Genomic DNA, 229 nt, shown 5'->3' with positions numbered 1-229 from the left:
ATACGCTGAACGGCGGCTCGGGCGCCGACCGCATGGAAGGCGGTTCGGGCAACGATACCTACTACGTCGACAATTCCGGCGACGTTGTCGTAGAGGCGGCGAACGCCGGCACCGACACGGTCCGCTCCTCGATCAGCCACACGCTGGCCGCCAATGTCGAGAACCTCATCCTTTCCGGCGCAGGCAACCTCAACGGCAACGGCAACACGCTCGCCAACGCGCTCACCGG

Annotated in this window: 1 pseudogene; it reads left to right on the top strand. The window is 65.5% G+C overall.

The window, feature by feature from the left end:
• Positions 1-229 (top strand): annotated as a pseudogene (locus tag J5J09_RS22395) (hypothetical protein); the annotation flags it as partial.

The sequence above is a fragment of the Ciceribacter sp. L1K22 genome (assembly GCF_017599385.1).
Taxonomy (GTDB): Bacteria; Pseudomonadota; Alphaproteobacteria; order Rhizobiales; family Rhizobiaceae; genus Allorhizobium.
The sequence above is the reverse complement of the archived record's forward strand: the minus strand, read 5'-3'. Positions and strand labels throughout refer to the sequence as shown.